This is a genomic window from Paenibacillus sp. JT22N15 (genome assembly GCF_059383755.1).
Window position 1 is genome coordinate 21,443 of sequence record NZ_JBXENV010000006.1, and the last position, 26,820, is coordinate 48,262.

Here is a 26,820-nt window from a genome sequence, read left to right on the forward strand (position 1 = left end):
GATTACGCTTCGATTTCCAGACCAATGCCGAGCTCCCGAGCCTTTTGCACCCAATAGTTCGCTGTTGCAATATCAAAGACGGCCATTCCCATCGGGCAAAATAGAACGGGCTCAGCCGGATCGAATCCAGCAAGCGCGCTGCGGCATACGACATCGGCGAGCGAGCGGGTACCTTCTTTCTCCAGCCCCCGCTCCTTATGGAGCATCTCAATGTCGGTGTTTTCCCGGCATACCTCATCCCAATCATCGACGATGATGGCGTTTACGCTGCTCAAGGCTGCCGCGGTGTAGTCGCGCAGCGAAACGTCCAGCAGCAGGCTGCCTGGAAGGGGCGGAAGATCAATGTAGCGCTTGTCGCTTACCGTACAAGTAATAATGACGTTGCAGCGGCTGTATAGCTCTTGCCAGCTGCCTGCCACCTTCGTTCGTCCACGTAGTCCGACTTTCTTACCAGCGGCGGCATCGGTGACAGCAGTGCTGACAACATCGGCAGCAGTAGTTGCGGCAAGGTTGATATCGTCCAGCTCAACTCCGCGAATGTCATAAACATAAGCTTCATCGATTGTTTCGCCGAACAGCTGCCCGCACATGTCGTAATGCAGCTGGCCGACTGGGCCGAAGCCGATAATGCCGAGCGTTATGCGATGCGGCTTGCTTGGCTGCTGCGCGCTGCGCGCACGCAAATATTGGCGAAGCAGCACAGCGCTAACGGCAGCTGTCCGTGCTGCGCTCGGCAGCGGTGCATGGACAATCGCATACGGCTTGCCCGTGTCTGCATCATTCAGCACCAGCAGGCTGTGCGCTCTGGGCAGTCCGGCATGAAGGTTGCCAGGAAAGCTGGCAATCCACTTTATGCCGGCTGTATGCATGCTGCCACCGACATAGGCGGGCATGGCAATGATTCGGTTTGCCGCATGGCCGCCGTATCGCAAATATGGCTTTACCGGCTGGGCATAATCGCCGCTATCCATTACATGCACCGCATCTTCAATCTGATCCGCCAGCTCCTGCCAATGGAGTCCAACGGCACGGATATGTTTTTCCCCAAGGTAAATCAAGCTCGTTCCCCTTCCTCATGGTGGAATTGCTGCTGAACCCAATCATCATTGTAGACCGTATCCATATAGCGTTCGCCGCGATCATGTAAAATAACGGTGCAAACAGAGCCATCTGGCAGCTCATGCATCATCGATTGAAGGGCAAAAATAACGGCGCCGGACGATGGCCCGGCCAAAATCGCCTCCTGCTTCACCAGCATCTGGCAGCCAGCAACTATATCGGCATCGTTCACTTTTATCGCATAGTCCATAAATCGGCTTTGCCCGAACGGAGGAACGATGCCGGCTCCGAGGCCCGGAAACAATCTGCTCCCGCTGACACCGCCAAAAATAACGCTGCCCGCCGCATCGACCGCCACAATTTTCGTATCCAGCTTATGGTCGCGGGCATACAGCGCGCACCCGAGCATGGTGCCGCAGGTGCTGACGCCGCCAACGACATAATCAACCCGGCCCAGCGCCTGGACAATTTCCTGCATGGTGCCCTCATAATGCGACAAATAATTATGCTCATTGTTGTATTGATTCGGCCAGTAGCTGCCCGGAATGTCGGCAAGCAGCTGCTGAACGCGGTTCAGCCTGGCAGGCAGAAACTCGCCCGTGTCTGGGTCTGGCTCCTCAACGAGCTCAATGTCGGCGCCATAAGCGCGCATAATGCGGATGTTTTGCTGCGTCGTTCTAGGGTCTACGACGCTAATAAACCGCATTCCGAGATAGGAACAGATCGCGGCGAGGCTGATTGCCATATTGCCCGAGCTGGATTCGACGATGACAGAGCCGGGCCCGATGCGGCCCTGCTCCAAGGCCGCAGCAATAATGCGAGCGGCGGAGCGGTCCTTCGCGCTGCCATTCGGGTTAAGCATTTCCAGCTTGGCATGCACGGTAATTCCGCGATCATTCGCAAACAGCTTTGACAGTTGGACGAGCGGCGTCTGACCGATACAAGAAAGCCAATCTTTTCTCATGGGCGATTACCGCCTCCTAAAAATAAAGTTTTTTCGACTTGACCGCTCCCCGCTCAAGCGTCTCATCCTCCGCTGCCCGCGTCACCACGATGCCGGACAGCATGCGACCCCGAATCATTTGGCCAATCGCTTCAATTTTTTGCTCAATGGCTTGCTGAATAACGGCAAGCATGCTATCTTCCAAAATTTTGCTGCGAATATGGATGGACAGTTTATTGCCCTGCAGCCGGACGCGCAGCTCGGCGTCATTGACGAATTGCTGGACGACGCTTTCGATGTCGTAGAGGCTTATTTTTTCCCCGTGCTTCAGATCGGTTCCGATCCGTTTCGAGATACAGCTGAATGTTTGCCTTACCTGTCCATCAATCGTGACAGTGCCGAAATCCCTAACCACATCGTAGGTGACATAACGGACGGCGGGAAACAGGGTACGCTTAAATGACGTAAGCACAAGCACCGTTTCATTGTCATCGAGCGTATCAAAGCGTGGATCTACTTCGTCTGCGCGGAGCGCTTCGGCATGAATGCCAGCATCTAGCACATAAACGCTATGCTCGTGAGAGTAGGAAGCAATGGCGCCGATCTCTATGGAGCCGTAGGTGTCGAGAATATCGCTTGCGCCGATGCCGAACCGTGCAGCCATATTGGCCTGCCAGGCTGGCGGCGCAATTTCGCCGACAATAATAATTTTTTGTATGCCGAAGGCCTTTGGATCTGGTGCGGCGGCAGCGATGGCATCGAGAATGGAAGGCATCGTATACAGCAGCTGCGGGCGAAAAGTGGCGAGGCGCTTGATATGCTCCTCTATCGGCAAGGCGAAGGAAAGCGAGTCTGCTTGGAAGCCAAGCTGCTGAAAAATCGTAATGGCGGTGCTAGCCGCATGTCCCGTTCCCATATCGGCGAGCGCCCTTGTGACAACTGCCGGGCCCCTTGCCAGCCACTCCCGGAAGCAGGCCGCTTTGCTGGCGATATATTGCTCGTCATCCTCCGGAGAATAATAAATCGCTTTGCGTATGCCGGAGGACGTTCCCGACGTACGGTACACGGAGAGCCCGGGTTCCGTACGCAGCTCCTGCGTGAAATAATGCGCCTCCAACCTGTCTGCCGTCATCAGCGGCAGTTCTGGCAGTATGGCGGCGTTTGGATCAATGCCTCGCTCTGCAAGCAGCTCTCCATACCAAGGATGAAAATGGCAAATAAGAGCAAGCTGCTGCTGAATCGTCTGTTTTGGCTCCATCTATGCATATGCCTCCTAACTAATGGACCGCTGGCGGTCACGTATTGGGAATCGAAGCAAAAACGACTTTGTCGTCCTTCTGGGACGAGCGAAGAGCTTTGCCCTAGAATTCTAAGCGGATATAAGGATGAAACTTATAAATTCTTAGAATCGAACAAACATTCTGACAGGCTGCCTTAATTAAGCATATGAAGCCGCAGCATGATGGTTCGTTCTATGCCGACAGCGGCCTACAACCATTTTTGAAAAGGTTCGTATGCTAATAGAGAATTGGAATGGAGGGGTAAAGTGACGAGGAACAGAAAGTTAGCGAAGGGTTTGCGAGCAAGGAGCCATAGTGGCAAGGGAAGCAAAAGTGTACGTACTAAAGGTGGAATTATTGGGGGTAAGTGGAGCAAAACGATTGCGATGCGGAAGGATCTAATGCTGAAGAAGCACATCCCGCGGACAAAGTTGGCGACGAAGGACAGCTTGCGCAGCATGCTGAAGCAATACGGAATGGTCTATGTGAAGCCGTCACATGGCTCACAGGGGCGCGGGGTCATGAAGATGCAGAAGCTGGGGGCGAAGTACACGTATCAATTAGGTTCGAAAAAATCGACCTTCACCACTTACGAGGCAGCTTACCGTTCGATTCATAAGGAAATGAAGGGGAAGCGATATTTGGTGCAGAAGGGCATTCGCCTGCTAAAGCATAAAGGACGCCGTTTCGATATTCGGCTTATGGTGCAGCGCGCACCGCAGGGCGGCTGGGCAGCGACCGGGACGCTTGGCAGAGCGGCCCATCCGGGCAAAATTGTAACAAATGGCAGCCAAGGCGGCTCGATCTATTCGACCGTGCAAGTGCTTAAGTCACATGCTGGGCCAGCAGGGCGCTGGAAATTGCTGAAAAGCATGGATCGGCTTGGCCTTCGTACAGCGCGGCTGCTGCGCGGCATTTCTCCCGGCATCAAGGAACTGGGCCTCGACTTTGCCATCGATGCGAAGCTAAAGCCATGGATTCTAGAGGTGAATACCGTGCCGGCCGTTTGCCCGTTCTCGCTGCTTGCCGATAAGTCCATGCTGCGCCGTATCGTCCGGTATGGCAAAGCCTACGGAAAAACCTACCAGCTGAAATGCACCAAGGCGAAGCGCGGAAAATAAGCGAGGAGGCCGTGTCTATCGCGAACGGGTGACCTTATGTTTGGCCTGCCAAGGAGGCAGGCCAGGCGTAAGGCCTTTTTTTCAGCCTGCTTGTTTCCCACGGCAGTGGCCTACTTGAACGTATATTCGTGCTCAAAGCGATTGATAAAATAATCCATCACCGGCGCATTCGGCCGGTTTTGCGCCCGAACCCAGCCAAAGTGGACAGGCTGCTGAAAAAAATCTTCAATTTCCAGCATCGCAAATTGCCGGATCGTTTCGTTGGCGTTTTGCCTAAAGGAATAGTCGTGGCCGATCGAGACGGCCAGCCCCTCCAGCAAAGCGCTTTGAATGGCGACATCGTAATCGGTTCGAAACAGCACCTCCACGGGCCCGTGCTGCCTGGTAAAATCATGGATGAACTGGTCGACGTGGTCGTCCTTGTACAGGACGAATGGGTATTGTCGCAATTCCTCCGGCGATATGGTAGCTCGGGAGGCAAGCGGAGATTGGGCGCCAATGAGTGCGACCATTTTTCCCTTGCACAGTGAATGAAACGAGAGACCGTCTATCGGCAGCTTGTCTTCCCGCATGGCAATCATGCCGAGATCAGCCATCCCCTCCCGCACGCTGCCAAGCGTATTCAATGAGCCATCCTCCGTTACCTCGATGCGGAGAGCGGGATGCTCCTTTTTCAGCCAGGCGATCACTTTAACCATCGTCTTCATTTGGGCGGGCATCGTGGACAAGCGAAGCTCGCCGCTTAGGCTGCTCAGATTGCTAGCGGCTTCGAGGCGGATTTCCTCGATTATTTTGGCTGCTTCATGCACTTTTTTTATAATGGCTGCACCCTCAGCAGTAGGCAAGGTTCCGGTTCGGGCACGTTTGAACAGCTTCAGCCCGAGTTCTTTTTCAAGACTAGTGAGGGATTGGCTGAGGGCAGATTGGGAAATATGAAGATTCGCCGCTGCTTCGGATAAGGATTTGGATTTGCTTAGTTCGACGACATACATCAACTGCTCAAGGTTCATAGGTCGCTTCCTTTACATAAGTTTTGCTTAATTAAATGTAAGTATAATTAAATATATTTAATTTAACAACAGGAGTACAATAGCGGTAAGGCAATATAAGCGCTATCATTTTGTTGCTAAAGGAGATGCTGTTTATGAAAGCTGCTGTTATTTATGGAGCTAAAGATGTCCGTATCGAAAATGTGAACGAGCCTGCAGCTGCGGCAGGCCAAGTGAAAATAAAGGTGGAATGGGCCGGGATTTGCGGAAGCGACCTGCATGCCTACCATCATGGGTTTGGCGTATCGGCCGAGCCTCATCCCGTTACAGGACGCGGCCTTCCGCTTGTGCTAGGCCATGAGTTTGCGGGCGTTGTGACCGAGCTTGGCGAAGGAGTAACCAATCTGGCTGTTGGGGACCGCGTAGCTGTAGAGCCGATTGTGTATGCCGAAGATGATTATTATGTACAGCGAGGCAAATACAATCTGGCTAGTCCGTTTGCTTTCCTTGGCTTGCAGGACGACGGCGGATTTGCTCAATATGCAGTCGCAAATGCCAGCAAAGCTCATAAGCTTCCGGATAATGTAACACTTGAAGAAGGGGCATTGATGGAGCCAACTGCCGTAACGGTTCATGCCGTTAAGGAGAGCCAGTTGAAGATCGGTGATTCGGTCGTCGTTTACGGGGCGGGCCCAATTGGGCTGTTAACGATTATGGCAGCGAAGGCGGCTGGAGCTGCGAGCATTATGGCTGTAGATATTTCGCCGGAACGTCTAAGCAAAGCGCTTGAAGTTGGCGCAACCTCGGTTGTGAACAGCTTGGAAGCAGATGCAACGACAGAAATATTGGCCCAGCATGTGAACGGCGTCGATGTGGCCTTTGAAGCAGCAGGCGCACAAGCGACATTTACCAGTGCTCTTGAGGTCATCAAAAAAGGCGGGCAGCTGCTCATTATTGCCGGTTATGCCAGCCCGGTTACTTTGGATGTGAACAGCATCTTGGTGAAAGAGATATCGATTAAAACGTCACTGGCCTACCATCATATTTTCCCAGAGGTCATCGCCATGGTTTCTTCGGGCCGCCTTGATGTGAAGAAGGTCATTACGAAAAAAATCAAGCTGGACAACCTCGTTGAGGAAGGTCTGGAGCTGCTCATCAAAGACAAAGCGCAGGCTAAAATTTTGATTCATACCCAATCCTGATTCTATTATTAAAAACAAATAGGCTGTTCCAAAGGTCATGCAAATGGGCCTTGGAACAGCCTATTTGTTTTTTTGGCTGGCACGAGGCTCTCAATGGTGGAGCAGGAGCGTCGTAATAGTGCAAATGAGAAGTCGTCTGAGCGGTAGAGGGCGCAAGGGTGCATGCACTATCATCAAAGTATAAGACAGCGACAAGCTCATGCTGAAGAAAGAAGGGGTTCACCTATGGAACAAACGACGGGAAATAAAGGGACAGTGGCAGCGGCAGCTCCCCAGCAGGCAAAGCAGGTTGCCAAATCAAACGTGAAAAAGAAACAGTTCAAGCGCTATTTGCCTTTGTTTCTGATGATGCTTCCGGGGCTGGCGTATTTGATCATTAACAATTATGCACCGATGTTCGGCCTCATTATCGCCTTCAAAAACATCAATTTTGCACAAGGGATTTGGGGCAGCGAATGGATCGGGCTGCAAAACTTCGAATATTTGTTCAAAACGACAGATGCCTACATCATTACGCGGAACACGATTTTGTATAACGGCGGCTTTATCATTTTGAATTTGGTCATAGCGGTAGGAATAGCGATTTTGCTCAATGAGATTCGCAGTAAAATTATGGCCCGCTTTTATCAAAGCGTCGTGCTGCTGCCCTTTCTCATATCCATGGTTATTGTCAGCTATTTGGTTTATGCGGTGCTTAGCATTGAAACGGGCTTTATGAACAAGACGGTTCTGCCGTTTCTGGGACTCGACGCTATTTCCTGGTACAGCGAGGCGCAATACTGGCCCTATATTTTAACCATTGTGCATGTGTGGAAAAGCGTTGGCTTCTACTGCGTCGTTTATTTGGCGGCGATTATTGGAATCGATCAGGAATATTATGAAGCGGCAACGCTCGATGGCGCATCCAAATGGCAGCAAATTAAATCGATTACGCTGCCGCTCATATCGCCAGTGATTACGATGATGACGCTGCTTGCGATCGGCCGGATTTTTTACTCCGACTTCGGCTTGTTTTATCAAGTTCCTATGGACGCAGGTGCGCTCAGTGATACGACAAACGTTATCGACACTTATGTATATCGCGGCTTGATGCAGCTCGGTGATATCGGGATGTCCTCTGCGGCAGGCTTGTATCAATCGTTGGTCGGATTCCTTCTGGTTCTGCTAGCCAACTACATTGTACGCAAAATCAACAAAGACAACGCATTATTCTAAGGAGTGAATGACATGACGCATGAAAATAAATTATGGCAGTGGTCAGCCAACCTGTTTATGATGGCCGTATCGATTGCCTGCCTGCTGCCCTTCGCCTTGCTGGTTATATCTTCTTTCACCGATGAGCAGGCAATTATCAGCAATGGCTATTCCTTTTTTCCAGAACAATTCAGCTTGACGGCTTACCGTTATTTGCTTGATCAATCGCAGGAGCTGCTGCGGGCTTATGGCATTACGATACTGGTTACCGTTCTAGGTACATCGGTCAGCTTAATTATTACATCTATGCTGGCTTACCCGCTGTCGAGAAGAGATATTCCGCTGCGCAACCCACTGGCGTTTTTCGTCTTTTTCACGATGCTGTTCAACGGCGGGCTTGTGCCGACTTACCTCATTTACACCCAATATCTCGATATTAAAAATACGATCTGGGCGCTCATTATTCCGGGCCTCCTGATGAATGGCTTTAACGTTATGCTCATGCGCACGTTTTTCATTACGTCCATTCCTGTTCCGATTTTAGAATCAGCTTACATTGACGGGGCAACTGAATTCAGAACGTTCCGTTCGATCGTGCTGCCGCTGTCGCTGCCGATTTTGGCAACGATTGGCCTGTTCCAGACGATTGGCTATTGGAATGACTGGTTCAACGGGCTCGTTTATTTAACAGATCCGAAGCTGTTCAGCATTCAGAACATTTTGAACCGGATACTGACGGACATTCAATTTCTGTCGAACAGCGGCCTTGGCTCCAATGCAGGTCAAAGCATGGCCAAAATGCCAAGCGGCACCGTGCGGATGGCGATTGCAGTAGTCGGCGTTATTCCAATCCTTATCGCGTATCCTTTTTTCCAAAAATATTTTGTTAAAGGCATTACAATCGGGGCGGTAAAAGGATAGGGGGACGACGGCGATGGCGGAACGTTTACGGCATGTGCTTGCAGGAGAGGAAGAAAACTACATTATGCCTCTTCTGTGGCAGCGCGGCGAGGAGGAAGGGCAGATCCGCGAGGAAATGGAGCGAATATATGCTTCAGGCATTAAGGCGGTCATCGTGGAATCGCGCCCGCATCCAGATATGCTTGGTCCCGGCTGGTGGCGGGATATCGATATCATTATGGACGAGGCGCGCAGCCGCGGCATGAAGGTGTGGTTTTTCGATGACGACCATTTTCCAACGGGACATGCAGCAGGCAAGCTGAAGGAAGCTCCGGCTGAGCTGCGCAGAACGTATTTGGCGGAGCGGCATATCGACGCTGTCGGGCCGGCTCCGCAAGCCTCCTTCCTGCTCAATACGCTGCTCCATCCAGGCGATAAGCTGGTCGCGGTTGTGGCGGTTAAGCGTGGAGGGAAACTAGGCGTTACTGGCGCTGAGCAGCTTAGCGGATTTATCGAGCTGACATCCAGCGTGCAAAATAGCGTGCTTTACTGGGATATTCCCGAAGGCTTCTGGCGCATTTTCGTCCTGATTGAGACGGCGGAAGGCGCGGAGGAAGCGAAGCGGAACTATATTAATCCGATTGTGCCGGAGTCTACGCAGGTGTTAATCGACGCGATTTATGAGGGCTATTACGAGCGGTATCGGGATGATTTCGGCAAGACGCTGGCAGGCTTTTTCTCCGATGAGCCGGGCTTCTACAACGATAAAACGACGTTTGACTTCAATTCCCGATTAGGCAAAAAGGGTATCGTCCTGCCGTGGCGCCACGACATGCTGGAGCTGCTGTCCGCCGAATTCGGGCAGCCTGCTGCGGCGCTGCTGCCGCTGCTTTGGTACGAGGGCGGCGAGCAGACGGAGGCGCTGCGCTATACGTTCATGAATACGGTCAGCAAGCTGTATGCCGAGCATTTCAGCGGCAAGCTGGGCGACTGGTGCCGCGAGCGCGGCGTCGAATATATCGGTCATATCATTGAAGACAACAATGTGCATGCGCGGCTCGGCTGCGGGCCGGGACATTTCTTCCGCTCGATGTGGGGCCAGGATATGGCGGGCATTGACGTTGTGCTGCATCAAATTATGCCGGGTTTTGACGAGGTGCCGTTTACATGGATCGCCGGGGAAACGGACAGCGAGTTTTTCCATTATGCCCTTGCGAAGCTTGGCTCGTCACTGGCGCATATCGATCCGAAGAAAAAGGGCCGGGCGATGTGCGAAGTATTCGGCGCCTACGGCTGGAGCGAAGGCCTCAAGCTGATGAAATGGCTGACCGACCATATGCTCGTTCGCGGCATTAACTATTTCGTACCCCATGCTTTTTCGCAAAAAGAGTTCCCGGATGCCGACTGCCCGCCGCATCTGTATGCACGCGGCGAAAATCCGCAATATCGCTATTATCGCCAGCTGAACGATTATACGAACCGCATCAGCCATTTGCTGAACGGAGGACGCCATTATGCGACGGCGGCGGTGCTATACCATGCGGATGCGGAGTGGTCAGGCGCTGAGGCGATGCTGATTCAGAAGCCGATTAAGGCACTGATGCAGGCGCAAATCGATTGCGATGTCATTCCGTTTGATGTTCTGGCAGCAGGAGCTGCCATGGTGAGCGGCGGCGAGCTGCTTGTGGGAAATGAGGCGTATCAATGCCTCATCGTGCCTTATGCTGAAGCGCTGCCGGCAGTGCTCGTGGAGCAGCTGGCAGCGCTGGCTGAAGCAGGGCTTAAGCTGCTGTTTGTAGATGGGCTGCCTGCCCGCACCATTGAGGGAGGCGGAGAAGCGGCGGAGCTTAAGCGCCTGAAAGCGCTGGAACACGCAGCAATTGTTCCGCTTGCAGAGCTTGCGGCGACGCTGCGCGATGAAGGTTTGTACGATATTGAGACGGCAGATGCCGCGCCGTATTTGCGTTATTACCATTATGGGCATCAGGACAGCGATGTTTATTTCTTTTTCAACGAGCATCCTTATGAGGTTGTGGATACGGTTGTCAGCTTTCAAACTTCTGCGCGGATGATGGTTTATAACGCCTTTGACAATCAACTGAGCGATGCGAATGTGGAACATATAGATGGTGTGAACCGCCTGAGAATTAGGCTGAGTGCTTACGAGACTTTGATCGTGCTGTCTGGCGAAGAGCTGCCGCAAGCGACGGTGCAGACGCTGCCCAATTATACAGCATGTGTGCCGATAGAGTTGTATGGCGAATGGACGGTTTCAACCTCCGGCTCATTTCAATATCCGGTATTTGAAAGCTATGGGAAGCTGAGCGAGCTGGAAAATATCAACGGCCCGCAACGGCTGCCGGATTTCACCGGAACGATCCGTTATGAGCTTGCATTCGATTGGGATGGCGAGGGCGAGCCGTTGTACTTGGATTTGGGTGCGGCGTTTGAAACGGCGGAGGCAGCGGTGAATGGCGTGAAGCTGGGTACGGCGATTGCCCCGCCTTATCGCTTTGCAGCTGGAATGGCCATTAAGCCGGGAACGAACCGGCTTGTCATTGAAGTGACTAATACGCTGGGCAAGCAGCAGAAGGATTTCTTCTCGCGTTTTATGCAGCAGGAGCCGGGTGGCCTGATTGGGCCCGTACAGCTGCTTGTAGCGCCGAAGGTCTAAGGGGTAAGGACTAAGGGCCAAGGCAGCAGCGAAATTTGTAGAGCAGTAAACCGAAGCGTGGTGAAAACGATGGAGTAAGGCTCCTTTTTCGCCGCGTTCTATACTTAGATGGTTAAACCGAAAGGAGCTAGACACTATGGAGCAAATCCCTCATTTAGTGAGCGAGAATGGAACATCCACTTTGTACGTAAATGGTGAGCCTTACCTTGCGCTTGGCGGGGAAATTCATAATTCCAGCGCTTCAAATCTTGCCTATATGCAGGAGAAAGTGTGGCCAGAAGTTCGCAAGCTGAATTTAAATACGATTATTGCCCCGGTCTATTGGGAATTAATCGAGCCAGAGCAGGGCACGTTTGATTTTTCGCTCGTTGAGGGGTTAATTGAGCAGGCTCGTGCGGAAAATATTCGTTTAGTGCTCCTTTGGTTCGGCTTATGGAAAAATGGCAAGTCCAGCTATGTGCCGAGCTGGGTGAAACGGGATTATGCGACGTATTTCCGTGCCTGTTATGCCGATGGCTCGCCTTCGGATACGATTTCTCCGCTGTGCGAAGCGGCGGTAACGGCTGATGCGGCAGCTTTCAAGCGTCTGATGGCGTTTCTTAAAGCGTTTGATGAGGGAACCCACACCGTAATCATGATTCAGGTGGAAAATGAAATCGGCTTTCTAGGCAGTGAACGGGATTATTCAGCAGCGGCGAACGCTGGATTTGAAGCGGCTGTGCCTACGCAGGTAGCTGAGGGTTATGGCGTGCAGGGCAGCTGGGAGCGGGCTTTTGGAACGGATGCAGGCGAATGGTTCATGGCGTACCATTACGCGCTTGCGGTTGAACGTATTGCGAGCGCAGGCAGTGAGTCATATCCGCTGCCGATGTTCGTCAACGCATGGCTGGAGCAATATCCATGGCGGGCAGGCACGTATCCAAGCGGCGGGCCAGTCGCCAAAGTGATGAAAATGTGGAAGCTTGCAGCACCAACCCTTTGCCTGTATGCCCCGGATATTTATTTGTCCAGCTTTGCGGACGTATGCCAAGAGTACACGCAGGATGGCAATCCGCTGTTCATCCCTGAAGCGCGGCGCGATGTTTCCTCAGCTGCCAATGTGTTTTACGCTATGGGCAAGCACGATGCACTAGGCTTTGCGCCGTTCGGCATAGAAGGCTTTTTTCCTGAGGAAGCTGCAAGCGGCGGACCAGATTTCAGCATTATGATGGCGCTGAATATTGATTTTTCCGGGTTTGTCGTGAATGGAACAGGCCCGTACCTTGCGGCAAGCTACAAGCTGCTTGGCGGCATGCTCGGGCTAATTCAGCAAAATCGCGGCACGGGAAAAATGACCGGCTTTCTCCAGCAAAACGATGGCGGCTGCATTCTTCCCTTTTCCCGCTACGATGTGAAGCTGTCCTATAAACGGCCGGCAGAAGGGACGCCTCCAGCGGGCGGGCTCATCATTGAGCTGTCCGAGGATCGTTTTATTTTCGCGGGGATCGGTTTTTCGGTGGAGCTTCTACCCAAACAGGGCGAACGCGCGAAGGTCGGCTTGATCCGCGTGGAGGAAGGAGCATTCGAGCAAAATGAGTGGGTTCGAGGCAGAGTGCTGAACGGTGATGAGTCTGCGTATCGCATTGCGGTAGGCGATTATGCCTCGGCGCTATATATTGAGGCTTATACGTATAAATAAGGCTTGATATGTACAAACAAAATCGTCGCTGTACCTAGGACATCTATGCAAACGTAAGAAAGCCAACTGCTGATCGAATTTAGCGTCAAACGTATTTCCGTTACCGGGAGTGCTACTCCTTATCAAAGCGGGCATACTTACTTCAAGATAGCTTCGTTCTCTTCATCAGTGCGAGCATACGTGCCGAGAGATAGCTTCGTTCTCTTCATCAGTGCGAGCATACGTGTCGAAAGATAGCTTCGTTCTCTTCATCAGTGCGAGCATACGTGTCGAAAGATTGCTCGTTCTTTTCACCAATGACCATACGTGTCGAAAGATAGCTTCGTTCTCTTCATCAGTGCGAGCATACGTGTCGAAAGATTGCTCGTTCTTTTCACCAATGACCATACGTGTCGAAAGATTGCGCGTTCTTTTCACCAATGACCATACGTGCAGAAAGATAGCTTCGTCCTTTTTGTTTCAGGGATTTAAATCGTGCGTAAGGGAGTGGCTTGGCGGACACAGCAGCCGCTATTTCAACAGAATCCAGGGTATGGCACCGTTTGCGGACTCAGGAGCAGCTAATGCGCTTGAAATAGCCATTTTGACGGGAAAATGAGGGCAATAACGGATTTCCTGTCCGCGTAGAACCTGAAATCGGGTCAAAAGCCTGAATAGCGGAACCTGAGTCCTCGCAAAAAGGTCTGAGCATTTCGACCGGAACTGCGTGAGCTCAGCATCAATCGTAGGCTGCGTTTCCACACCATTGAATCGTGAGATGATTGACCTCAGTAGGCGCTTAGCTTGCAGCATTAGGTAGACAATGTTTTGCATGCACACCTCAGTTAAATTTAAACAAGCTGCTTAATCATGCATATGCAAAATAATATAAAAAAAATAGCCCTCCTGGCTTCCGCTCAACGCGTTCCTGGAAGGGCTATTCGTCATCGATAGGATGGCGCGCTGGATGAATGGCGGACGATAAATTGCGTGTCGACGGCAATTTTAGTTTTGACCGCATGGTCCTGTTCGATGGCTTCAATGGCTAAATCGACGGCGAGATGGGCCATGCGCTCTTTTTCTACATGTACGGTCGTGAGCTCTGGCGAAACAATTCGCGCCTCAGAAATGTTGTCGAAGCCAACGACAGAGGTGTCCTCGGGAACGCGGAACCCAAGGTCAGTCAGCGTCTTAATGGCGCTGATCGCGATGTAGTCGCATTCGCAGAAAAAGGCGGTTGGCAGCTGGCGTCCGGCCGCTTGATAGGCCGCGAGCTGATTTTTCAGCTCCTCCTGAAATGAGGTTATCGTCGGGGCGACGGAAAAAATGTCTTTCTCGTCGATCGACAGTCCCCGCTCCTCTAATGCGGACATAAACCCAATGCGCCGATCATCAAAATTGCTGATCCGCACATTGGATGCCAAATAACCGATATGCTCGTGGCCAAGCTGGCATAGATGCTCACCCGCCTGATAGCCGCCCATCACATTGTTGATCGTAATGAAATGGACGGGAAGCGTCTCAAAGCAGGTATCAAGCACGACGAGCTGTGCGGGCAAGCGGTCAGCCAAACTGGCAATTTGCTCTCTATCGAGGTTCGTGCCGAGCAAAATGACGCCATCGCTGCGGATATCCTCCGCCAAGGCATGGCTGTCACTGGAAAAAGCGTTGACGTCAATTGACGTAAACAGCAGTGAATAGCCCTTGGCCCGGCAGCGTACCTCTATGTAATGAATGAGCTCACGGAAAAAAGGCTGCTGATAATATTGCTCCAGTACGATGCCAGAATTGGCTAAAACGAGAAAGGTCAGCGTTTTGCTGGCGGCTTCCGGCTGTGCGGCTCGTGTTTTAGGCAGATAGCCATTGTCCTTGGCAACCTGCAAAATGCGCTCGCGGGTTTCTTGTCCGATTCCCGGCTTGCCGCTGAAGGCAAGCGAAACTGCTGATTTCGAAACGCCGGCAAGGGCGGCGATGTCTTCCATTTTCACAATAAGTGATTCTCCCTTCGAGCTTTAAGCCGTTTGTTTAGTAAGTTTAGTGTATATCCAGCGGGCATTAAAAGCAATGGACATTCGTGGTTTAGCTAAATAATTTAGTTAATACACTAAATTAAAGCGTTTTATTTATATAAACTTATTGACTAGTCGCAGCTTTGCTGCTAAATTGGGAATATGAATGCAGGAAAAGTCCATCAAAAGTTTCGTTTTAGTTTAGTTTGTTTCGCTAAACTTATAATAGGCTAGAAGCAGCAGCCAATAGGAGGATGCGAGGATGATTTTTAGTGAGGAAACGAAGATCGGATACATTTGGGCGAGCCCCGAGGGACGGAAGGTTTTGCTGAAGCATGCTCCTGAGCTTGCGCATTCGCCTTATCTTTCTTTTATAAAAATGAACACACTGCCGCGCTTCGCAACCTCAAACCAAGCGTTAATTCGCTCACCGGAATGGGTGGCGGAGGTGCTGGCTGAGCTTGCTGGCATTGAATACGTAATTGAGGATGAAACGGCGCAGGAGGCTGCTTCTGCTTTAGATACGGTGAGCAAGGAAGCTTCAGCAGCACAGCTGCCGAACGAGGCACCGCTAGAGGCTGAGGGGTCGGCGAAGCTGCTCGCGCAGAGCGAAGTCGCGCGCTGGGCCGTTTATGAGCTGGAGCTGCATGGCCCCGCTCATGGCAACCCTTTCACGGACGCGACTCTCAGCGCCGTGTTCAGCCAAGGAAACAGAAGCCTGACCGCACAAGGCTTCTACGACGGAGACGGCATCTATCGCGTGCGCTTCATGCCCGATGCCGAAGGCGAGTGGCGCTACCGCACGAGCAGCAGCGTCCGCGCCATGAACGGCATTGCCGGCAGCTTCGCCTGCCGCAGCGCCGAAACCGGCAACCACGGTCCGGTGCGGGTAGCGGACACGTATCATTTTTCCTACGAGGACGGCAGCCGTTATTTGCCTGTAGGAACTACCTGCTATGCGTGGACGCATCAGGGGCAGGAGCTGGAGGAGCAGACGCTCGCCACGCTCGCGCAGACGCCGTTCAACAAGCTGCGGATGTGCGTATTCCCCAAAGCCTACCTATTTAATGATAATGAACCGCCGCTTTATCCGTATGAGCGTTTGGCAGATGGGCAATGGGATTTCACGCGCTTTAATCCGGCGTATTTCCGCCATTTGGAACAGCGGATCGCTGATTTAGGAAAGCTGGGCATCGAGGCGGACTTGATTTTGTTCCATGCGTATGATCGCTGGGGCTTCTCCGAAATGTCGAAAGCGGCAGATGACCGCTACCTGCGCTACATTACAGCGCGTTTGGCGGCTTACCGCAACGTCTGGTGGTCGCTCGCCAATGAATATGACCTGATGTGGGCGAAGGAGGAGCCGGATTGGGAGCGTTTTGCCCAGATCGTTACGGATAATGATCCATACGGGCATCTCATTTCCATCCATAATTGCTTCGGTTTTTATGACTACACCCGACCTTGGGTGACGCATTGCAGCGTTCAGCGAGTGGATGTGTACCGGACAGCGGAGAACACCGACCAGTGGCGCAAGGACTGGAATAAGCCGATCGTCATTGACGAATGTGCCTATGAAGGCGATATCGATATGGGCTGGGGCAATATTTCGGGCGAAGAAATGGTGCGCCGCTTCTGGGAAGGTGCGGTTCGCGGCGGCTATGTCGGCCATGGAGAGACTTATTTGCACCCGGAGGACATTTTGTGGTGGTCGAAGGGCGGCAAGCTGCATGGCACAAGCCCAGAGCGGATTGCCTTTCTGAAAAAAGTGCAGGAGGAAGGGCCGGAGCAGGGCCTAAATCCATTGCGATCCGAGTGGGACGCACCATCGGCTGGCATTGCCGACACTTATTATTTGTTTTATTACGGCTTCAATCAGCCGCGCTATCGGAACTTTACGATGAAGCCGGGCATCGCGTATGAGGTGGAAGTGCTGGATACGTGGAACATGACGGTGACCAAGCAGGCTGGTATTTATGAAGGAACGTTTCGCATTGAGCTGCCGGGCAGGCCATATATGGCGATTCGAATGCAGCGCACAAATACGAATGAATAAGTAAAAGCTTGGCCTAATCATTCATTATGAGTCAACAAGGGGGAGTCAGCGGTGAAAAAGTTGAAGCTTGGCTACGCGCCGACAAGGCGGTTTGTTTTTAGTGCAGAGGATGCGTTTCGGTATAAGGTTCTCATTAAGGAAAAAATCGAAAGCTTCGGCATGGATATTGACATTGTCGATCTGGAGGGTCTCAATAGCGAGGGGCTGCTCTATGATGATCATATTAATGCGGAGGAGATTGCGGAGCATTTCCGGCGTGAAAATGTCGATGCGGTTTTTTTCCCGCATTGCAACTTCGGCACGGAGGATACCGTTGCCCGCGTAGGCAAGGCGCTCGGCAAGCCGGTGCTGCTGTGGGGTCCGCGTGATGAGTCGCCGCTTGAGGACGGCATGCGCCTGCGCGATACGCAGTGCGGACTATTCGCTTCCGGCAAGGTGCTGCGCCGCTTCAACGTGCCGTTCACCTATGTGACGAACACAAGGGTCGATGATCCGGTGTTTGAGCGCGGGTTCACGAACTTTATCGCCGCGGCCAATGTGGTCCGTAAGTTTCGTTCTTTAAGAATTTTGCAAATCGGGCCGCGCCCGGCTTCCTTTTGGACGATGATGTGCAATGAAGGCGAGCTGCTTGAGCGGTTCGGCATTGAAATTCATCCGATTACGCTTGTCGATATTCAGCGCGCTTCGCAGCGCATTGAGAAAGGCAATAGCTCGGAGCTGGCGCAAGCGATCGACTACATTAAAGCGAAGCTCGACTGGTCGGAAGTGACGGAAGCCGATGTGCGCCGTATTGCTGCGCTTAAGGTAGCGATGAAGCAATATGCGGTGCAGACAGGCAGCACAGCGATTGCAATCCAATGCTGGTCGTCGCTTCAGGATGCGATGGGCATTATGCCTTGCCTAGCCAATGCAATCCTCACCGATGAGCAAATTCCGGTTACCTGCGAGACAGATATTCACGGCGCTATTACGTCAGTTATGGTGCAAGCTGCGACGATGAATCAGCATCCAACGTTTTTCGCTGATTTGACTGTGCGCCACCCGGAAAACGCCAATGGAGAGCTGCTTTTCCATTGCGGCAACTTCCCGGTTTCCTTGTCTGTCGAGAACAAGCCAAAGCTGCGCAAGCATTTTCTGTTTGATGATCATGCGCCGGGAACACATGAAGGAGAGATTAAAGGCGGCGGCATGACGCTGGCCCGCTTTGACGGCGACCACGGCGAATACCAACTGTTTTTGGGCAAAGCCCGCGGGATTCAGGGACCGTACACGCGTGGTTCGTATGTATGGGTCGAGGTTAACGATTGGCCGCTATGGGAAGAAAAACTGGTCAAAGGTCCTTACGTTCACCACTCCGTCGGCATTCACGCCAATGCGATTCCAGCGCTGTATGAAGCGTGCCAATATATTCCTGGCTTGAAGCCAGACGCAGTTGATCCGACAGAGCGGGAAATTCAGGCATGGCTGCGCGGTTCAGGCTTGTAATCGGGATAGAAGGCAACGCGGAGGAAAACAACGAGGAGGGCTAGCGATGGGGAGTAACGCAAGCATGACCAGCAAGGAACTCAAGAGCAAGGCAGCACAAATCCGGATGGATTTGCTGCGCATGATTCATGGCGCAAAGACGGGACATACGGGCGGTTCATTGAGCAATACGGATATTTTAACGGCCTTATATTATAAAATTATGACGATTGATCCGGCCCGTCCAAAATGGCAGGAGCGCGACCGTTTTATTGCAAGCAAAGGGCATTCCGTTGAATCGTTATGGTGCATTTTGGCTGACCGCGGTTTTTTCCCGAAGGAGGAGCTTGCGACGTTCAGCCAGTTTGGAACGAGGCTCATCGGCCATCCGAACAATAAAGTGCCAGGCATTGAGATGAATACGGGAGCGCTTGGGCACGGGCTGGCGATATCGGTAGGCATGGCGCTTGCTGCGAAGAAGGATGCGAGAGCGAGCCGCGTATTTTGCCTAATGGGCGACGGCGAGCAGGCGGAAGGCTCGGTCTGGGAAGCGGCGATGGCTGGCGCTCATTACAAGCTCGACAATTTGGTTGGCATTATCGACCGCAACCGGCTGCAAATTAGCGGTTCGACGGAAGAGGTTATGGGACTGGAGCCATTGGAGGAAAAATGGGCCGCTTTCGGCTGGCATGTCGTCTCCATCGATGGCAATGATATAGACGCGCTTGTAGAAGCTTTCGAGTCTGCCCCGGCTGTGGCTGGCAAACCTACGCTCGTTATGGCGAATACGGTGAAGGGCAAAGGAGTGTCATTTGCTGAAAATGTTCCGCATTGGCATCATCATGTGCCTAACGATGAGGAGCTGGCAAAGGCGCTAGCTGAGCTTGAAGCCGTCATCAACAGCTACTCACAGGAAGGGCAGGTGCAATAAGCGATGGCGAATAAAATACCGAATCGGCAAGTCATTTGCGAGACGCTGGTGACGCTGGCGCAGGAAGACAAAGATATTATGGTGCTGGCGAGCGACTCGCGCGGCTCGGCGGCAATGGCGCCTTTCGCCAATGCTTATCCCGAGCAGTTTGTAGAGGTCGGCATCGCGGAGCAAAATATTGTCGGCATCTCAGCAGGCCTTGCCCACAGCGGCAAAAAGCCATTCGTGACGTCGCCGGCTTGCTTCTTGAGCATGCGCAGCATCGAACAAATAAAAGTCGATGTCGCGTATTCCGGCACAAATGTGAAGCTCGTTGGCATTAGCGGCGGCATTAGCTACGGCGCACTCGGCATGTCGCACCATTCGGTGCAGGATATCGCTGTGGCACGGGCAATTCCGGGGCTAGCTATTATATTGCCGGCGGATCGCCATGAGACGAAGCGGATGACCGAAGCGCTTGCCGTACATGAGGGCGGCGTATACGTCCGTATCGGCCGCAATCCGGTCGAAGACAGCTACGAGTCGGATGACTACGAATTTGTCATTGGCAAAGCAGTGACGATGCGTGAAGGCAGCGATATTACGATCATTGCGACGGGAGAGACGGTACGCATCGCCTTGGATGCGCAGGCAGAGCTGGCGGAAGCAGGCGTGTCGGCACGTGTGCTGAACATGCATACGATCAAGCCGCTTGACGAGGAAGCCATTGTGCGGGCTGCGCAGGAAACGGGCGGCATCATTACCGTTGAGGAGCACAGCATTCATGGCGGGCTAGGCGCAGCGGTTGCCGAGGTAGTCGTGCAGCAGCATCCGGTGCCGATGCGGATTTTGGGCATTCCCGATGAGCCGGCGATAGCTGGGAAATCGAACGAAGTGTTTGACCATTATGGCATTAGCAGCAGCAATATAAAAGCGATTGCTCTAGGCATGCTGAGAAAGTAGAGGGCTTTGGCGATGGACAAAAGCTATCTGCTGACGATTGATCAAAGCACGTCCGGCACGAAGGCGCTCGTCATTAATCGCGCGGGCGAGGTTGTGTCCCGCAGTGCTGCGGAGCATAAGCAGTATTATCCACAAGCAGGCTGGGTGGAGCATGACCCGCTGGAAATTTATGAGCAGGTGAAGCGGACGGCGAAGGAAGCACTGAAGGCGGCAGGCATAGCAGCAGGCGAGCTTGCGGCCCTTACCATTACGAATCAGCGGGAGACCGCTGTGATGTGGGATAAGGAGACGGGCGAGCCCGTTCATCGCGCCATTGTATGGCAGTGCCAGCGTACTGCTGAGCGCTGCGATGCGCTAAAGGCAGAGGGCTTGGAGCCGTTTGTACAGGCGAAGACAGGTCTGCTGCTTGATCCGTATTTCTCGGCGGCAAAATGGGGCTGGCTGCTGGAGCATGCCGCCGGCGCCAAGGAGCTGCTCGCAGCAGGCAGGCTGCTCGTCGGTACGATCGACAGCTGGCTGCTATGGAAGCTGACGGGCGGGGACGTGCATGCAACCGACTATACGAATGCGAGCCGAACGTCGCTGTTTAATATTCATACGCTGGAATGGGATGCGGAATTATGTGGGCTGTTCGGCCTTCCACCTGCGCTGCTGCCCGAGGTGAAATGCTCGGATGAGCGGTTCGGTTACACGAACGACTCGGATTTATTCGCTGAGCCCGTCGCGATAGCGGGCGTCGTTGGCGATTCGCAAGCTGCGCTTTATGGGCAGCTGTGCTTGGAGCCCGGCATGGCGAAGGCAACCTACGGCACCGGGACGTCGGTGCTGATGAATGTGGGGAGCAAGCCAGTCGCTTCCAGCAATGGGCTGGTGCTCGCCATTGCTTGGGGGCTCAGCGGCAAAATGACCTATGCGCTGGAAGCGGTCATTCGCACCTCCGGCGACAGCATGCGCTGGGTGCGGGATAATCTGGGGCTGTTCAGCTCGTTTAGCGAGCTTGCACAGCTGCTTGAGGAGACGCCAGACAATGATGGCGTCTATCTAGTCCCAGCCTTCGTTGGGCTGGGCGCGCCCTATTGGAAGCCGCATGCCCGGGCGGCGATTACCGGCATGAGCCGGGGAACGGGCAAGGCGCATATTGTGCGCGCCGCCCTGGAAAGCATCGCCTATCAGGTGCGCGATGCGGCCGAGCTGATGCAGGCGGAGACCGGCATCGCTCTGAAAGGTCTGCGGGCCGATGGCGGAGCGTCGGACAATGCCGTGCTCATGCAGTTCCAGGCGGATATGCTCGGGCAAACCGTCGCTAAATCCGGCGTAGCGGAGCTTTCCGCAATGGGCTCTGCCTATATGGGCGGCGTAGGTGCAGGCTTTTGGGCGAATGAGGAGCAACTGGTTCAGCTTTTGGACGCTAAGGAGAGCGCTTATCGCTCGTATGCGCCTGCGATGAAGCAGGAAGAGAGCGAGCGCTTGTACAAAGGCTGGAAGCAAGCTGTTGCCTCTGTATTGCATGACGGCTAGTTAAGTCAACAATTAAACGACTTTTTGTATGACTTTAGGCAGCGAAGCATGTTATAATGCTTATAGATTATGCGTACAATGCAAAGAGAGCCGTGCGTCAACACGACTCTCTGCGCAATAGCCGCTTTTAAGGGCGGTAGGCTCCGCAATGAATGAGATACACGAATAGACCGCATTCCTTTGCTAGAGGGCGGTCTATTTGCGTTTATTGGACAGCAGCGCTACGATAAGCGTACCAAAGGTAAGCATAAGCATGAGTGCTTCGAAAACTGTCACAGGGCATCCCTCCCTTCTTGAGGAGGTAGCCGACCGCGCCTTTAAGCCTATTCTATTACTTTGCGATTATACCATGGAGCAGGCTGAAATGGATAGATATGTATATTTAGAATAAGCTTTAGCAGCGCAAAATAGCCAACATTGACGCAGGTACAAGCTTTAAGGTATAAAAAGAGTGTAAACGCTTTTATTTTCACATCGAGAGGGGAATTACCTTTATGACATTGGAAATTGGATTGCAGCTGTTTTCTGCCAAAACCGAATTTGCACGCGATCGCGCCGGCACTTTAAATAAAATTGCGGAGATTGGCTACAAAAACATCGAAATCCCACTCGATTTTACAGGCCAGGATATGTTTAAGTTGGGGGACTTAAAGGCTGCTGATTTGAAGCAAATGGTAGATCAAGCAGGCTTGAATGTGATTGCCACGCACATTTTCGTCTCGGACGATGCGCAAATCGCTGATGTCATTGCCTTCAATCAAGAGCTGGGCAGTACGAAAGCGATTATTCCGATTTCATTTTTCACCAATTACGAGGATGTCCTTGCCTTCAGCGAGAAGCTGAACCGCTATGGCAGCCAAATGCGCGAGCAGGGCATCAGCCTGCTTTATCATAACCATTTCCATGAGTTCCAGAAGTTTAATGGAAGCTATGCGCTCGATATTATTTTGGAGCATACTTCTCCTGAAAATGTCGGTTTCGAGCTTGATACCTACTGGGCGCTTCGCGGCGGCGTTGATGCTGTAAGCTATATCGAGAAGCTGGGCAGCCGCTGCGAATTTATTCATCAGAAGGATTTGCCGGCGAGCGTTAACCCGGTTAACCTTTTTGAAACGCTTGATGAAAATGAGCCTGTGACGATGGGAACGTTCATGTCGATTGGCAGCCCAGATGCATTCACCGAAATTGGAGAAGGCACGATTGATATTGCGGGCATTTTGCGGGCGACCCAAAAGCATACAAGCACTAAATACATCATTGTAGAGCAGGACGCAACAAACAAAGGCGAGCTGGAAAGCATTGAGATTAGCTATAAAGCTTTGACTAAGCTGTTGGCTGAGCTGTAGAATACAGCAATTATAAACGACTGCTATCATAGTTGAAAAAGTAAGAGCCGAGATCTGTTTTGCAGATTTCGGCTCTTTTTGATTTTGCCCAAGTAATTCCCAGCCGACCCAAAATCGAATGGGCTAAAGCATTGACTAATTTCCTGAAAAGATTTATAGTGATAAATAGTTTAGTGATGAAATATTTATTAATTGCGCTTTATGGCTAAGCGCTGGAATGATTGTTCGAGGAAAGCAATTACGATGAAAGCAATCAAGAAAGGAGTGAATACATGCCAAGCAGGGAAGACGTCGTCGAGCTCTCCACTATGTTCAAATTGATCATGAGAAATGCAAATACAGAGTGGAACAAGCGGATGCAAGGGAATATGTCGTTGTCCCAGTTCAAGCTGCTTTATTGGCTCAAGCAGGGTGGTCAGCAAAGAGTGTCCGATCTGGCGGAGAAAATGTGCATTTCCGCTGCCGCCATAACGGGATTGGCTGATAAGCTGTCTGCTGACGGCAACATTGATCGGGTTCGGGATGAGGAAGACCGCCGTGTCGTATACATCGATATTACCGATAAAGGGAAAGCTACACTCGACCAAATATCGGATGATCAAAAAGAGACGCTGAGCATGATGTTGGATTGTTTGGACCCAGAGGACATCGCGCATTTAAAACGGATTTTCAAAAAGCTAAGCGTTCAATTTCATACTTAATTCACACCGGATGAGAGGAAGAGATTTTATTTATGGAACATTTATCACAAAAAAGAAAGCTGACCATTATGGTGGCAATTATGTTCGCTATGTTTTTTGCAGCGATCAACCAAACCATCGTCAGTACGGCGATGCCAAGAATTATTGCGGAGCTGCACGGTATGGAGCTGTATACATGGTCGATTTCGATCTACATGCTCACTTCAACCATTGCGACCGTTCTTGTCGGCAAGCTGTCGGATATTTACGGACGTAAGCCATTTATATTGGCTGGTATTTTATTTTTTATCATCGGCGCTTTTCTTGCAGGGACGTCGACTGACGTTTATCAAATGATTTTCTACCGTGCGATTCAAGGTGTAGGCGCGGGTATTATTATGGCAACAGCCTTTACCGCAGTAGGAGACTTGTTCCCGCCAAGGGAACGCGGCAAATGGACCGGAATTATGACAGCCGTTTTTGGTTTTTCCAGCGTTCTTGGCCCAACATTCGGCGGTTATATCGTTGACCACATGGCGTGGCACTGGGTGTTCTGGATTTTCCTGCCGATCGGCATTATCGCCTTCATTATGATTTTGATGCTGTTTCCGAAGACGGAACGCAAGCAATCCGAGTCGATTGACTACTTGGGCTCGCTGTTTCTGACAACTACGCTTGTGCCGTTGCTGCTTGCTTTTACATGGGCAGGTACGAAATATGCTTGGGGCTCTGCCCAAACCATTGGTTTATTCGCAGTAACGATCGTATCAGCGATCATTTTTGTAGCCGTTGAATCCAAGGCGAAAAGCCCTGTGCTTCCGCTTCATTTTTTCAAAAATGGAATTGTAACGCTCTCTAATGTGATTGGCTTCCTGATGAACTTCGGGATGATGGGCGCTTTGATTTACCTCAGCTTCTTCGTGCAAGGCGTGCTGGCGATTTCGCCAACCTATGCCGGATATGTAACGATGCCCATGTCGATTGGTATGGTCATTACGAGCGCGATTGGCGGCCAATTGATCAGCAAATCGGGCAAATACAAAAAATTCGCCTTAATCGGCATGCCGCTCATGGTGGCAGGCATGGTGATGATGGTGTTCATGAACAGCGTGTGGATGGCGGTTCTGGCGATGACTGTTTTCGGCCTGGGCCTCGGCCTTGGGATGCCGGTATTCTCGCTGGCCATTCAAAATGCGGTTCCATTCAAGGAGCTTGGCGCCGTTACGGCGGCAATGCAGCTGTTCCGTAATATGGGCGGCACGATCGGGATTGCCGTAATGGGCACCGTGCTTTCAACCAGCTTGAAAAATAATCTGACGGAGCTTGCCCAGTCTGGGGAAGCGGTTGACCTAAGCAAGCTTGATCCGAAAGTAGCCCAAGAGTTTGCCGTATTTGCCAATCCGCAAATGCTGACGAACCAGCCGGAGCTGGAAAAGCTGCATCAAAGCTTGCCAGCCGACCTTCAACCGTTATTTACTAAAATGGTTGAAATGCTTCGCGAGGCGCTCGCTTCGTCACTTTCAACCGTGTTTCTGGCAGGTACGCTCATTTTGGTGGGCGCGGTTATTCTGACCTTCTTCCTGAAAGAAATTCCGCTCCGCACCTCGAATGCAACGCCACAGCCGGCAAATCCGGATGCAGCGTCGGATACGGATGCAGGCAGCAAGCTGCGCGGCAAGCTTGTCGGTCAGACGACAGAATAAGCAAATTCAAATCTGTACGCTTCTACATCAAAATGAATGCCATTAATAAAAAAGCTCTCCTGCATGAGGTCAGGCTTCACAAAAGCCGACTTTAAGCAGGAGAGCTTTTTTGTAGAGGAAAACCAGAAGTGATTGATGTGCAATCAGGCATCTCTTGCGCAGCGGAATCCCATATTGCCGGAAGCGCTGTCGGGCGTATTGGAGCTGCGGGCGGCAACCCGATAACGATTGCAGTAGGAGCGATGGCACAGGTAGGAGCCGCCCTTCATCACCTTGCTTTGTCCTCTTGGAGGCCCTTGAGGGTTTAGGAGCGAAGCTGATTGGTGATAATCAACACTAAACCAGTCAGCGCAGAACTCCCATACATTTCCGACAACATTGTACAGGCCATATCCATTCGGCAAATAGGCATCTACAGGCGCAGTCCCTGCATACCCATCCATGTTAGTATTCAATGTCGGAAATTTCCCCTGCCAGATGTTGCAGCGATATTGTCCGTCGGGCTTCAAATCATCTCCCCAAGGATAACGCTTTTGATCCAGTCCGCCACGAGCAGCATACTCCCACTCCGCCTCCGTTGGGAGCCGTTTCCCCGACCATTTGCAATAGGCTAAGGCATCGTTAAAGGAAACCTGTACGACAGGATGATCCATCCGGTCTTCAATGCTGGAATCCGGCCCATCCGGATGCTTCCAGTCGGCGCCCTCCACGACCCACCACCAAGGTGTGCGTTGAACAGATCGGGTAACCGTCCGCGCACATGCCTCTGAAACAAAAAGATGGAATACGTAAGACCAGCCATATTGCTCGGATTCGGTTGCGTAGCCAGTATCATCAACAAATTGTTTGAATTCCCGGTTGCTGACCGCATAGGCATCTATATAAAACGGAGATAGCTCAACCTCGCGAACTGGTCCTTCCCCGTCGCTGGGAAACCCTTCTAAATCGTCAGTTCCCATCTGAAAAGTGCCACCTGGCAATAATATCATAGAAGGCTGAGGCGGATTTTCGGAGGGTTTGCTTGCTCTCAGCGGTTTATGGAAGCAAGTAGATGAAGATAATGGAGCTGTGCTGCTGTCTTGGCGTCTTGCTGCACAACAAGACTTGTCAGGCTGATGATTCATTTCATCACTCATTAATCGATATCCCTCT

Annotated in this window: 21 protein-coding genes; 14 read left to right on the top strand and 7 right to left on the bottom strand. The window is 52.0% G+C overall.

Features of this window, described 5'->3' with window-relative positions; all coding sequences use genetic code 11:
* Positions 1-2: 2 nt before the first annotated feature.
* Genes AC50X8_RS12925 through AC50X8_RS12935 form a run of 3 tightly spaced genes read right to left on the bottom strand, consistent with a single transcriptional unit; the run spans position 3 to position 3,260 of the window.
* Positions 3-1,058, bottom strand: coding sequence for a 2,3-diaminopropionate biosynthesis protein SbnB (locus AC50X8_RS12925; RefSeq protein WP_056030727.1), 1,056 nt, complete (start codon positions 1,056-1,058; stop codon positions 3-5).
* Positions 1,055-2,023, bottom strand: coding sequence for a 2,3-diaminopropionate biosynthesis protein SbnA (gene sbnA, locus AC50X8_RS12930; protein WP_494858914.1), 969 nt, complete (start codon positions 2,021-2,023; stop codon positions 1,055-1,057). Before sbnA ends, AC50X8_RS12925 begins: the two co-directional genes overlap by 4 nt.
* A gap of 16 nt (positions 2,024-2,039) precedes the next feature.
* Positions 2,040-3,260 carry a phenylacetate--CoA ligase family protein gene (locus AC50X8_RS12935; RefSeq protein ID WP_056030721.1) on the bottom strand — a complete coding sequence of 407 codons (1,221 nt, stop codon included), beginning with the start codon at positions 3,258-3,260 and terminating at the stop codon, positions 2,040-2,042.
* A gap of 318 nt (positions 3,261-3,578) precedes the next feature.
* Here AC50X8_RS12935 and AC50X8_RS12940 point away from each other — a divergent pair, with 318 nt between their 5' ends.
* Positions 3,579-4,403 carry a YheC/YheD family protein gene (locus AC50X8_RS12940; RefSeq protein WP_494859697.1) on the top strand — a complete coding sequence of 275 codons (825 nt, stop codon included), beginning with the start codon at positions 3,579-3,581 and terminating at the stop codon, positions 4,401-4,403.
* Between the two features lie 110 nt (positions 4,404-4,513).
* Here AC50X8_RS12940 and AC50X8_RS12945 read toward each other — a convergent pair whose 3' ends face one another.
* Positions 4,514-5,413, bottom strand: a complete 900-nt coding sequence (locus AC50X8_RS12945; RefSeq protein ID WP_494858918.1) for a LysR family transcriptional regulator — start codon at positions 5,411-5,413, stop codon at positions 4,514-4,516.
* A 134-nt stretch (positions 5,414-5,547) separates the two neighbouring features.
* Here AC50X8_RS12945 and AC50X8_RS12950 point away from each other — a divergent pair, with 134 nt between their 5' ends.
* The 5 genes from AC50X8_RS12950 (at position 5,548) to AC50X8_RS12970 (ending at position 13,040) form a co-directional block, all read left to right on the top strand.
* Positions 5,548-6,594, top strand: coding sequence for a 2,3-butanediol dehydrogenase (locus AC50X8_RS12950; RefSeq protein ID WP_056030715.1), 1,047 nt, complete (start codon positions 5,548-5,550; stop codon positions 6,592-6,594).
* 345 nt (positions 6,595-6,939) lie between these two features.
* A complete protein-coding gene (locus AC50X8_RS12955) occupies positions 6,940-7,809 on the top strand; it encodes an ABC transporter permease (protein ID WP_155972952.1) in 870 nt (289 codons plus the stop codon).
* A gap of 12 nt (positions 7,810-7,821) precedes the next feature.
* Entirely contained in the window at positions 7,822-8,709 is an 888-nt protein-coding gene (locus AC50X8_RS12960; protein WP_056030709.1) for a carbohydrate ABC transporter permease, read from the top strand.
* A 13-nt stretch (positions 8,710-8,722) separates the two neighbouring features.
* Positions 8,723-11,362 carry a glycosyl hydrolase gene (locus tag AC50X8_RS12965; RefSeq protein ID WP_494880011.1) on the top strand — a complete coding sequence of 880 codons (2,640 nt, stop codon included), beginning with the start codon at positions 8,723-8,725 and terminating at the stop codon, positions 11,360-11,362.
* A gap of 136 nt (positions 11,363-11,498) precedes the next feature.
* Positions 11,499-13,040 (top strand): DUF5597 domain-containing protein, encoded by a 1,542-nt coding sequence (locus tag AC50X8_RS12970; RefSeq protein ID WP_494858923.1) that lies wholly within the window; start codon positions 11,499-11,501, stop codon positions 13,038-13,040.
* Positions 13,041-13,963: 923 nt separating this feature from the next.
* Here AC50X8_RS12970 and AC50X8_RS12975 read toward each other — a convergent pair.
* On the bottom strand, positions 13,964-15,007 hold the full coding sequence (locus AC50X8_RS12975; protein WP_494880012.1) for a LacI family DNA-binding transcriptional regulator: 1,044 nt from the start codon (positions 15,005-15,007) through the stop codon (positions 13,964-13,966).
* A 283-nt stretch (positions 15,008-15,290) separates the two neighbouring features.
* On the opposite strand from AC50X8_RS12975, the gene AC50X8_RS12980 reads away from it, so the two are divergent.
* The 5 genes from AC50X8_RS12980 to glpK all read left to right on the top strand — a co-directional run bounded on the left by AC50X8_RS12980 (position 15,291) and on the right by glpK (position 21,939).
* Complete coding sequence (locus tag AC50X8_RS12980) at positions 15,291-17,084, top strand: DUF5605 domain-containing protein (protein WP_494880013.1); 1,794 nt, start codon at positions 15,291-15,293, stop codon at positions 17,082-17,084.
* A 51-nt stretch (positions 17,085-17,135) separates the two neighbouring features.
* Positions 17,136-18,569 (top strand): L-fucose/L-arabinose isomerase family protein, encoded by a 1,434-nt coding sequence (locus tag AC50X8_RS12985; protein ID WP_056030699.1) that lies wholly within the window; start codon positions 17,136-17,138, stop codon positions 18,567-18,569.
* Positions 18,570-18,633: 64 nt separating this feature from the next.
* A complete protein-coding gene (locus tag AC50X8_RS12990; protein WP_494880211.1) occupies positions 18,634-19,479 on the top strand; it encodes a transketolase in 846 nt (281 codons plus the stop codon).
* 3 nt (positions 19,480-19,482) lie between these two features.
* Positions 19,483-20,421 (top strand): transketolase family protein, encoded by a 939-nt coding sequence (locus AC50X8_RS12995; RefSeq protein ID WP_494880014.1) that lies wholly within the window; start codon positions 19,483-19,485, stop codon positions 20,419-20,421.
* A 12-nt stretch (positions 20,422-20,433) separates the two neighbouring features.
* A complete protein-coding gene (gene glpK, locus AC50X8_RS13000; RefSeq protein ID WP_494880015.1) occupies positions 20,434-21,939 on the top strand; it encodes a glycerol kinase GlpK in 1,506 nt (501 codons plus the stop codon).
* A 195-nt stretch (positions 21,940-22,134) separates the two neighbouring features.
* Here glpK and AC50X8_RS13005 read toward each other — a convergent pair whose 3' ends face one another.
* Positions 22,135-22,215 (bottom strand): putative holin-like toxin, encoded by an 81-nt coding sequence (locus tag AC50X8_RS13005; protein ID WP_442952516.1) that lies wholly within the window; start codon positions 22,213-22,215, stop codon positions 22,135-22,137.
* 218 nt (positions 22,216-22,433) lie between these two features.
* Here AC50X8_RS13005 and AC50X8_RS13010 point away from each other — a divergent pair, with 218 nt between their 5' ends.
* The 3 genes from AC50X8_RS13010 to AC50X8_RS13020 all read left to right on the top strand — a co-directional run bounded on the left by AC50X8_RS13010 (position 22,434) and on the right by AC50X8_RS13020 (position 25,668).
* Entirely contained in the window at positions 22,434-23,285 is an 852-nt protein-coding gene (locus tag AC50X8_RS13010; RefSeq protein ID WP_056030689.1) for a sugar phosphate isomerase/epimerase family protein, read from the top strand.
* Between the two features lie 323 nt (positions 23,286-23,608).
* On the top strand, positions 23,609-23,986 hold the full coding sequence (locus tag AC50X8_RS13015; protein ID WP_494880016.1) for a MarR family winged helix-turn-helix transcriptional regulator: 378 nt from the start codon (positions 23,609-23,611) through the stop codon (positions 23,984-23,986).
* Positions 23,987-24,018: 32 nt separating this feature from the next.
* Entirely contained in the window at positions 24,019-25,668 is a 1,650-nt protein-coding gene (locus AC50X8_RS13020; RefSeq protein WP_056030682.1) for an MDR family MFS transporter, read from the top strand.
* A gap of 143 nt (positions 25,669-25,811) precedes the next feature.
* Here AC50X8_RS13020 and AC50X8_RS13025 read toward each other — a convergent pair whose 3' ends face one another.
* Complete coding sequence (locus tag AC50X8_RS13025) at positions 25,812-26,804, bottom strand: formylglycine-generating enzyme family protein (RefSeq protein ID WP_494858933.1); 993 nt, start codon at positions 26,802-26,804, stop codon at positions 25,812-25,814.
* Positions 26,805-26,820 lie beyond the last annotated feature (16 nt).

Bases quoted from the DNA above. Each gene is read 5' to 3' on its own strand.
- AC50X8_RS12950 (WP_056030715.1), top strand. From the start codon at position 5,548: ATGAAAGCTGCTGTTATTTATGGAGCTAAAGATGTCCGTATCGAAAAT.
- AC50X8_RS12955 (WP_155972952.1), top strand. From the start codon at position 6,940: ATGATGCTTCCGGGGCTGGCGTATTTGATCATTAACAATTATGCACCG.
- AC50X8_RS13025 (WP_494858933.1), bottom strand. From the start codon at position 26,804: ATGAGTGATGAAATGAATCATCAGCCTGACAAGTCTTGTTGTGCAGCA.
- AC50X8_RS12945 (WP_494858918.1), bottom strand. From the start codon at position 5,413: ATGAACCTTGAGCAGTTGATGTATGTCGTCGAACTAAGCAAATCCAAA.
- AC50X8_RS12980 (WP_494880013.1), top strand. From the start codon at position 15,291: ATGATTTTTAGTGAGGAAACGAAGATCGGATACATTTGGGCGAGCCCC.
- AC50X8_RS13015 (WP_494880016.1), top strand. From the start codon at position 23,609: ATGAGAAATGCAAATACAGAGTGGAACAAGCGGATGCAAGGGAATATG.
- AC50X8_RS13010 (WP_056030689.1), top strand. From the start codon at position 22,434: ATGACATTGGAAATTGGATTGCAGCTGTTTTCTGCCAAAACCGAATTT.
- AC50X8_RS12960 (WP_056030709.1), top strand. From the start codon at position 7,822: ATGACGCATGAAAATAAATTATGGCAGTGGTCAGCCAACCTGTTTATG.
- sbnA (WP_494858914.1), bottom strand. From the start codon at position 2,023: ATGAGAAAAGATTGGCTTTCTTGTATCGGTCAGACGCCGCTCGTCCAA.
- AC50X8_RS12935 (WP_056030721.1), bottom strand. From the start codon at position 3,260: ATGGAGCCAAAACAGACGATTCAGCAGCAGCTTGCTCTTATTTGCCAT.
- AC50X8_RS12970 (WP_494858923.1), top strand. From the start codon at position 11,499: ATGGAGCAAATCCCTCATTTAGTGAGCGAGAATGGAACATCCACTTTG.
- AC50X8_RS12965 (WP_494880011.1), top strand. From the start codon at position 8,723: ATGGCGGAACGTTTACGGCATGTGCTTGCAGGAGAGGAAGAAAACTAC.
- glpK (WP_494880015.1), top strand. From the start codon at position 20,434: ATGGACAAAAGCTATCTGCTGACGATTGATCAAAGCACGTCCGGCACG.
- AC50X8_RS12995 (WP_494880014.1), top strand. From the start codon at position 19,483: ATGGCGAATAAAATACCGAATCGGCAAGTCATTTGCGAGACGCTGGTG.
- AC50X8_RS12990 (WP_494880211.1), top strand. From the start codon at position 18,634: ATGACCAGCAAGGAACTCAAGAGCAAGGCAGCACAAATCCGGATGGAT.
- AC50X8_RS13020 (WP_056030682.1), top strand. From the start codon at position 24,019: ATGGAACATTTATCACAAAAAAGAAAGCTGACCATTATGGTGGCAATT.